6 protein-coding genes are annotated in these 6,183 nt (G+C 62.9%); 5 read left to right on the top strand and 1 reads right to left on the bottom strand.

Annotated elements, in window-relative coordinates:
* Positions 1 to 768: 768 nt before the first annotated feature.
* The 5 genes from MTR64_RS21090 to MTR64_RS21070 are packed head-to-tail and all read left to right on the top strand — an operon-like array spanning position 769 to position 6,010.
* Positions 769 to 2,160, top strand: coding sequence for a hypothetical protein (locus tag MTR64_RS21090; protein ID WP_243996540.1), 1,392 nt, complete (start codon positions 769 to 771; stop codon positions 2,158 to 2,160).
* A 12-nt stretch (positions 2,161 to 2,172) separates the two neighbouring features.
* The gene (locus tag MTR64_RS21085) at positions 2,173 to 3,303 is read left to right on the top strand and encodes an aKG-HExxH-type peptide beta-hydroxylase (protein WP_243996539.1); all 1,131 of its coding nucleotides are present in this window, start codon (positions 2,173 to 2,175) and stop codon (positions 3,301 to 3,303) included.
* On the top strand, positions 3,296 to 4,492 hold the full coding sequence (locus tag MTR64_RS21080) for a SagB family peptide dehydrogenase (RefSeq protein WP_243996537.1): 1,197 nt from the start codon (positions 3,296 to 3,298) through the stop codon (positions 4,490 to 4,492). The genes MTR64_RS21085 and MTR64_RS21080 overlap by 8 nt, the downstream gene beginning before the upstream one ends.
* On the top strand, positions 4,489 to 5,136 hold the full coding sequence (locus tag MTR64_RS21075; protein ID WP_243996535.1) for a cupin domain-containing protein: 648 nt from the start codon (positions 4,489 to 4,491) through the stop codon (positions 5,134 to 5,136). Before MTR64_RS21080 ends, MTR64_RS21075 begins: the two co-directional genes overlap by 4 nt.
* A complete protein-coding gene (locus tag MTR64_RS21070) occupies positions 5,126 to 6,010 on the top strand; it encodes a trypsin-like serine peptidase (protein WP_243996533.1) in 885 nt (294 codons plus the stop codon). Before MTR64_RS21075 ends, MTR64_RS21070 begins: the two co-directional genes overlap by 11 nt.
* On the opposite strand, the gene MTR64_RS21595 is transcribed toward MTR64_RS21070, so the two are convergent.
* Positions 6,011 to 6,178 (bottom strand): GNAT family N-acetyltransferase, encoded by a 168-nt coding sequence (locus MTR64_RS21595; protein WP_419144976.1) that lies wholly within the window; start codon positions 6,176 to 6,178, stop codon positions 6,011 to 6,013.
* Positions 6,179 to 6,183: the final 5 nt, after the last annotated feature.

Below are 6,183 nucleotides of genomic sequence, written 5' to 3'. Positions count from 1 at the left end.
AAAATCTAAAACAGATTTTGGGCCACTCAGAAGGGGGCAGATCAGTTTGCCGATAGCCGGCTTTTGGGCGCCGCGAACCTCGTTCCCCAGTTTGACAGCAAGCAAGCCCTCCCGACCCTTCGTGCTGGTTCACTTTCGGTAGCTTGGTGCGCTCCTCCCTCACTTGCTCGCGCGATCTGCGCTCGACTGGACATTTCGCGCAAGTTGTCCGGCCTTTTCTACAGGTACCATGATAAACGAGTATTAATATTACTTTTCTAATAATAAATAAGCAAGCGATTTATCGTGCGAAAAAAACATTTTATCGAAATGTGATTGAGAATCGATTGAGAAAGTAGCGATTTAAGAATCGTGTCCAATATGATTCAAAAGCAAAATTTGGATTGTGGCTTAAACCATTTGCAGAGAATTGCGATTTTGCGTGATTTGCAATGAAAATTCCTGTGATTGCAGTCGAAGTATTGAGGAGAGATGCGCCGAATGGCTGCCGCCGTCTCACCCATAGCTACGGTCATCGGGCTCGCTCTGACTGACAGCGAGAAGGCAAAGTCGCTTTCGCAAGACGCTGAGGCCTTTGCTGAAACGACTAACCAGCGACTTTCTTCCGAAAACATCTCAATCATCAAAGACGTGGGAAAGCAACCGATCAAGGATGTCGCTAGTAGTTTGGAATTAATGTTCGGAATAGATCAAAACCACGATGAATTGTCCTCACGTTCTTATCAATCGTTCGTGAATTTGTTCGATCGACAGGAAGGATATTCAACCATGCTCGAAGATCTCGTCACCCTGCTTGGCCAATCCAGGCAGCGTGGTTCGCGCGCCCTGCAGGACATCGTCGCTCTGCTCGATCAGCAACAGCAGCAGAAGGGCCGGGCCTTCCTGCAAGACCTCGTGGCATTGCTCGACCAGCAGCAACAGCAGGGCGGCGGCAAAAACCTTCAGGATCTCGTCGCGCTGCTTGACCAGCAGCAGCAACAGGGCGGTGGCAAGGCGCTAAAGGACCTTGTCGCGCTGCTCGACCAGCAGCAGCAACAGGGCGGCGGCAAAGCGCTGCAGGACCTTGTCGCGCTGCTCGACCAGCAGCAGCAACAGGGCGGCGGCAAAGCGCTGCAGGATCTCGTCGCGCTGCTCGACCAGCAGCAGCAGCAGGGCGGCGGCAAGGCGCTAAAGGACCTTGTCGCGCTGCTCGACCAGCAGCAGCAGCAGCAGGGCGGCGGCAAGGCGCTAAAGGACCTTGTCGCGCTGCTCGACCAGCAGCAGCAGCAGGGCGGTGGCAAGGCGCTGCAGGACCTTGTCGCGCTGCTCGACCAGCAGCAGCAACAGGGTGGCGGAAAGGCGCTGCAGGACCTTGTCGCGCTGCTCGACCAGCAACAGCAACAAGGTGGCGGCAAGGGCCTCGCCAACGTGCTCAATCGTGCCCGTGGCGGCGTCGGAGGGCTCGAAGGGCTGGCGACGCTGCTTGACCAGCAGCAGCAACAGGGCGGCGGCAACGCGCTGCAGGACCTTGTCGCGCTGCTCGTCCAGCAACAGCAACATGGGGGCGGCAAGGGCCTCGCCAACGTGCTCACTCGTGCCCGTGGCGGCGTCGGAGGGCTCGAAGGGCTGGCGACGCTGCTTGACCAGCAGCAGCAAAAGGGGCGCGCCTTCCTGCAGGACCTTGTTGCAGTGCTAGATCAGCAGCAACAGCAGAAGGGCCGTGCTTTCCTCCAGGATCTCGTGGCGGTGCTCGACCAGCAGCAACAGGGCGGTGGCAAAAACCTTTTGGATCTTGTTGCCCTGCTCGATCAGCAACAGCAGCAAGGTGGAGGCAAAGGTCTCGCCAACGTGCTCAATCGCGCCCGCGGCGCCGCCGGAGGGCTCGAAGGGCTGGCGACGCTGCTCGACCCGCAGCAGAAAGGCGTATCCGCAGCCAGGCTGGCCAACATGATGCCGTTCGATCAGCAGCAGCGCGGCCGCGCCTTCCTGCAGGACCTCGTGGCGTTGCTTGATCAGCAACAGCAGCAAGGCGGAGGCAGGAGCCTTCAAGATCTCGTCGCGCTGCTCGATCAGCAGCAGCAACAGGGCGGCGGCAAGTTGCTGCAAGACCTCGTCGCTCTGCTCGACCAGCAGCAGCAAGGCGGCGGTCGTCTTGCCGGTCTCCAGTCGCGCATCCGGTGAGGCGAAAGGCCGATGAGCGATAGAGCGACCAATGTTGTGGAACTGCCTGTCTGGCGGTCTACTTTCCAGCCGGACGGTGACGCGGCGACCATGTCCGCGATGCGCGAGGCATTCCTGGCCCGGCGCAGTGAACTGGCTATCGCGGCGCTGCGGGATGGCGATGCCTTCCTCCAGGGCCGGGGACTCGGCAGCCTGCCGACCGGGCTGCTGGGCGACCTTGGAAATAGGGCGCCGATGGCCGGCGCGACGGCCGAGGTCGTGTTCGACGACCCGGTCTTTGCCATCTGGCTGCGCTTCCTGCTGCGCGCCACTGCGAGCGGCCGGTCCGACGAGGCGGATATGCACCTGGCGCAGCTTCCCTCGGTCCTGGCCGACGTCGAGCGCCGGGTGACGGGCAAGGCCGAATCCTATGTCCCCGGAACGTTGATCGCGGTGGAGCGCTGGTCTCTGCACCCCTACGTCCATGCGGCCGCCCCGCCGAGCTACGACTTCACGGGGAAGACTGCACCAGCGGAGGATACCGCGGCCCCGGGGCATCCGATGCGCCTGCAGGCCGATGTCGTCGGCTTCGCCCTTGACCGCGTCCGAGCGGGTTGGCCCGCGATGGCCGAGCAAATCGACGAGTATGTCCGGGTCATCGGCTACCTGCCGGACGGGACTTTTCGCAGTTGTTCGGCGGCTCGCTACGCGGGCATCATCCTGCTCGGCAATCTCGATGAATCGGTGCTCGATATCGAGGAATCGCTGGTCCATGAAGCCGGACACCAGGTGCTGTATCGGCTGGGCGAGATGACCCCGTTGGTCGAACGGGGAACCCCGGTCACCGCAGGCTACACGTTGCCGTGGTCGGGATCGCGGCGCGATCTGTTCGGCTATTTCCACGCCTATTTCATCTATGTCCTGCTGACGAAGTACTTCTGGCGGCGTGGCAAAATGGGTGATCGCTATGCGCGTGACTTCCAGTTGCGGGCCATGCTGATCATGGCAAGCAACCACCAGGCTGCGCATGAACTCGCCGCCGACCGAGGACTCACGCCACAGGCACGCATGATTGTCGGGATGCTCGCGGTCGAAATGGACGAGCTCCATGCAGAGATGCGCGAAGCCTTTCCCGCTGACGAAAAGGAAGCCGCCCATGGCTGAGGCAGATGAACCCGACGCCGTGCTGGCGGACGAGCGCTACGCCGACCTGCGTCTGACTGACGGGATCGAGCTTTCGGTGGCGGATGGCAACATCGTGCTGACGAACGGCGCCACTGGCGCGCGCAAGGCCTTCGCCCGGGAGGACCTGGCGGTCCTCGAGCGGTTCACCGACTGGATCGACCCCACCGCGCTCATCCAACAGGCACTCGATGACGCGGGCGAGGAGCAGGGCAGCGCTGCCGCGGCGATCGATCGCAGCATTGCAGTGTTTCGTGACCTCCTGTCGATCGGTGCGCTATCGTCGCGCCGCGACGACCTGACCGGCGAGCGGATTCCTTCCCCCGGAGCTGGCTGGGAAGCGGCGATGCGCTTCCTGCTGGAAACCAGAACCACCGACCGGACGCGCTTCGCCGTGCCGGAGGAGTACAATGCTGCGCTTGCCGTGAAGGCTTCGCTCGCGCGGCAGGCCTCGGCCTATCTTGAAGTGGTCGACGCTCCCTTCATCGCGCTACCGCCGCCAATCACGAGCAGCCGCAAGGGCGCATCCTTCCCAAAGGTTCTGGAAACACGGCGCACTGCCCGGCGCTATGCGGACGAGGCGCTGAGTGAAGCTCATCTTTCGACTTTGCTCTATTACGGGTGGGGACAGCTGCGCACCGTCCCCAATCCGCTCGGCGATGTGTTCGTGCGCAAGACCTCGCCAAGTGGCGGTTCGCTGCATCCGGTCGAGGTCTACCCGGTCGTGCTCAACGTCGAGGGCGTGGCCAAGGGCTGCTATCACTATTCGGTGCGGCGCCACGGTCTCGAGAAGATTTCCACCGGGGACCCGTCCGAATGGATCGCCGCGGCCTGCGGCGATCAAAAATGGGTCGAGGAAGCCGGCGTCGTGTTCCTGCTCGCGGCCTTCCTGCCGCGCACCGCCTGGAAGTACGACTATTCACGCGTGGCGCGCGCCGTGATGGCCGAGATCGGCCTGAGCAGTCAATCGGCTCTGTTGACCGCGACCTGGCTCGGGCTGGGCGGTTTCACGACGGCGGCGCTCCGCGACGAAACTTTCGAACGCCAGCTGAGTCTCGATCCCTTGCGCCAGCCGGTCTTCTCGGTAGTCGGTGCGGGTGCGCTGGAACCGGAAATCTCCGACCATGCCAGGCCGCGTTACGAGACCGCACTGCCTGTCGAGGGCACGTGACCGTCCAACACATCGACGGTGCCCTCGACGTGGTTTGCGATCGCGAGGCTGCGGAACCACCTTACGTCGAGATGCTGGTCGCGGCGATGCGCGCGTCCGCGTGCAAGGCCATATGGCGGAGCGAAGAAGGCGACCATCGCGAGGTCTTCTTACCCGCCGGGGCAAACGGTGCGACTCTGCCCATGACCTGCTGCTATATGGACCTCGAGCGTTACGCGCCCGCCCTGACGGACCTGCTGCGTCCGAATGATCCGGCCATCACAACGATCGGCCGCGTCAATGCCTATGTATCACCACCGGGATGCGGGACCCCGCTCCATTTCGACCAGCGGACGGTATGGATCGTCCAGTTGTTCGGCGAGAAGACCTGGCATTTGGCCGATCGGCCGACGGTGGTCGACCCGCATCGCAATTGCGTTGCGCCCGAAGGGGCAACCTCGGTCGACTTCGACGGGCAGAGGTTGTCAGTCCCCAAAGAGTTGGCGGTCCACAAGTTGCGGCCTGGCGACTGGCTGACAGTGCCGCGTGGCACCTGGCACGCGACCCGAACTGAAAGCGGGTCGGTTTCGGTCAGTCTGGCCGAACCGCCCTTGCCGCGAGAAATTCGCACGACACGACATAGGGGACATCCGAATGGACGTTAACAACGCGCGGCTGTGTGCCGCGGTGCGCATGGTCGAACGTGGCCCCGCCCGGCGCGCGCGCGGCGCGGCCCTGGCGGAATTCATGGGGGGCGCGGACGTCGACCCGACGCTCATCGAGCCCATCGATCGCCAGCAGGCGCGCGCAAAGCTGCTTCACATGGAATCGCTCGGCACGCAGATCGGCAAGACACCCGAGGCTAGCCGCAAGCTGTTTGAAGCGGTGATCGGCAAGGACGATTCGCTTCCGCGCCGCTTTCTCGCCTCGGGCGACGCGGCTGCGCGCGCCGTGGGGCGGGTGATTGTGCACGGCGGAGCGCTCTACGGCACGGGATCGTTGATCGGTAGTCGCGTCATGATTACCAACAACCACGTTCTGCCCGATACCGATACCGCTGACGGATCGGCGATCGAACTCGGCTATTACGAGCCGGTGCCAGGCCAGGCGGCATTCGAAGGGCAGTCGTTTCCGCTCGACCCAGACTTGTTCTTCTACACGAGTGAGGACTTGGACTTCACCCTGTGCGGTGTTCAGAGCGAGATAGATGGACGCTCGACCGCCAATTTCGGCGCGCTCGACCTGTTCTGGGAAAGTGGCAAGGCTCTGGTCGGCGAGCGGGTCAACATCGTCCACCACGCCGGTGGGCGACCGCAGGTGCTGAGCATCCGCGAGAACGCTATGGTCGATATCTTCGACGACTGGCTGCACTATCTCGCCGACACTGAGCCCGGCTCCTCAGGCGCCGCAGTGTTCAACGACGAATGGCAGATGATTGCGCTCCATCACGCTTCGGTACCGACCGGCGACGGGTCGGTGATGAACGAAGGCGTGCGGGTGAGCTCGATCGTCGCACACCTCGTCGGAGCGATGGGATAGCTAATCGATCTGCATCGGTATGCGGATCATGCCTCCCTCGTCCGTTGCCGGACCTTGGGCGCGAAAACCGATAGTCTCGTACCAGCCGACAGCGTCCGGCGCGGCGCTGACCGTGAATGGTCCGCGGTGGCCGGCCGCACGGCAGGCCTCGCGCGCGGCGCTCCACAGTGCCC

It is taken from the genome of Novosphingobium album (ex Hu et al. 2023) (genome assembly GCF_022832385.1).
Classification (GTDB): domain Bacteria; phylum Pseudomonadota; class Alphaproteobacteria; order Sphingomonadales; family Sphingomonadaceae; genus Novosphingobium; species Novosphingobium album.
Note: the sequence above shows the minus strand (reverse complement) of the source record. Positions and strands in the feature narration are given on the sequence as shown.

Excerpts from the sequence above, each read along its gene's own strand:
- MTR64_RS21090 (WP_243996540.1), top strand. The coding sequence starts at position 769 with ATGCTCGAAGATCTCGTCACCCTGCTTGGCCAATCCAGGCAGCGTGGT.
- MTR64_RS21085 (WP_243996539.1), top strand. The coding sequence starts at position 2,173 with ATGAGCGATAGAGCGACCAATGTTGTGGAACTGCCTGTCTGGCGGTCT.
- MTR64_RS21080 (WP_243996537.1), top strand. The coding sequence starts at position 3,296 with ATGGCTGAGGCAGATGAACCCGACGCCGTGCTGGCGGACGAGCGCTAC.
- MTR64_RS21070 (WP_243996533.1), top strand. The coding sequence starts at position 5,126 with ATGGACGTTAACAACGCGCGGCTGTGTGCCGCGGTGCGCATGGTCGAA.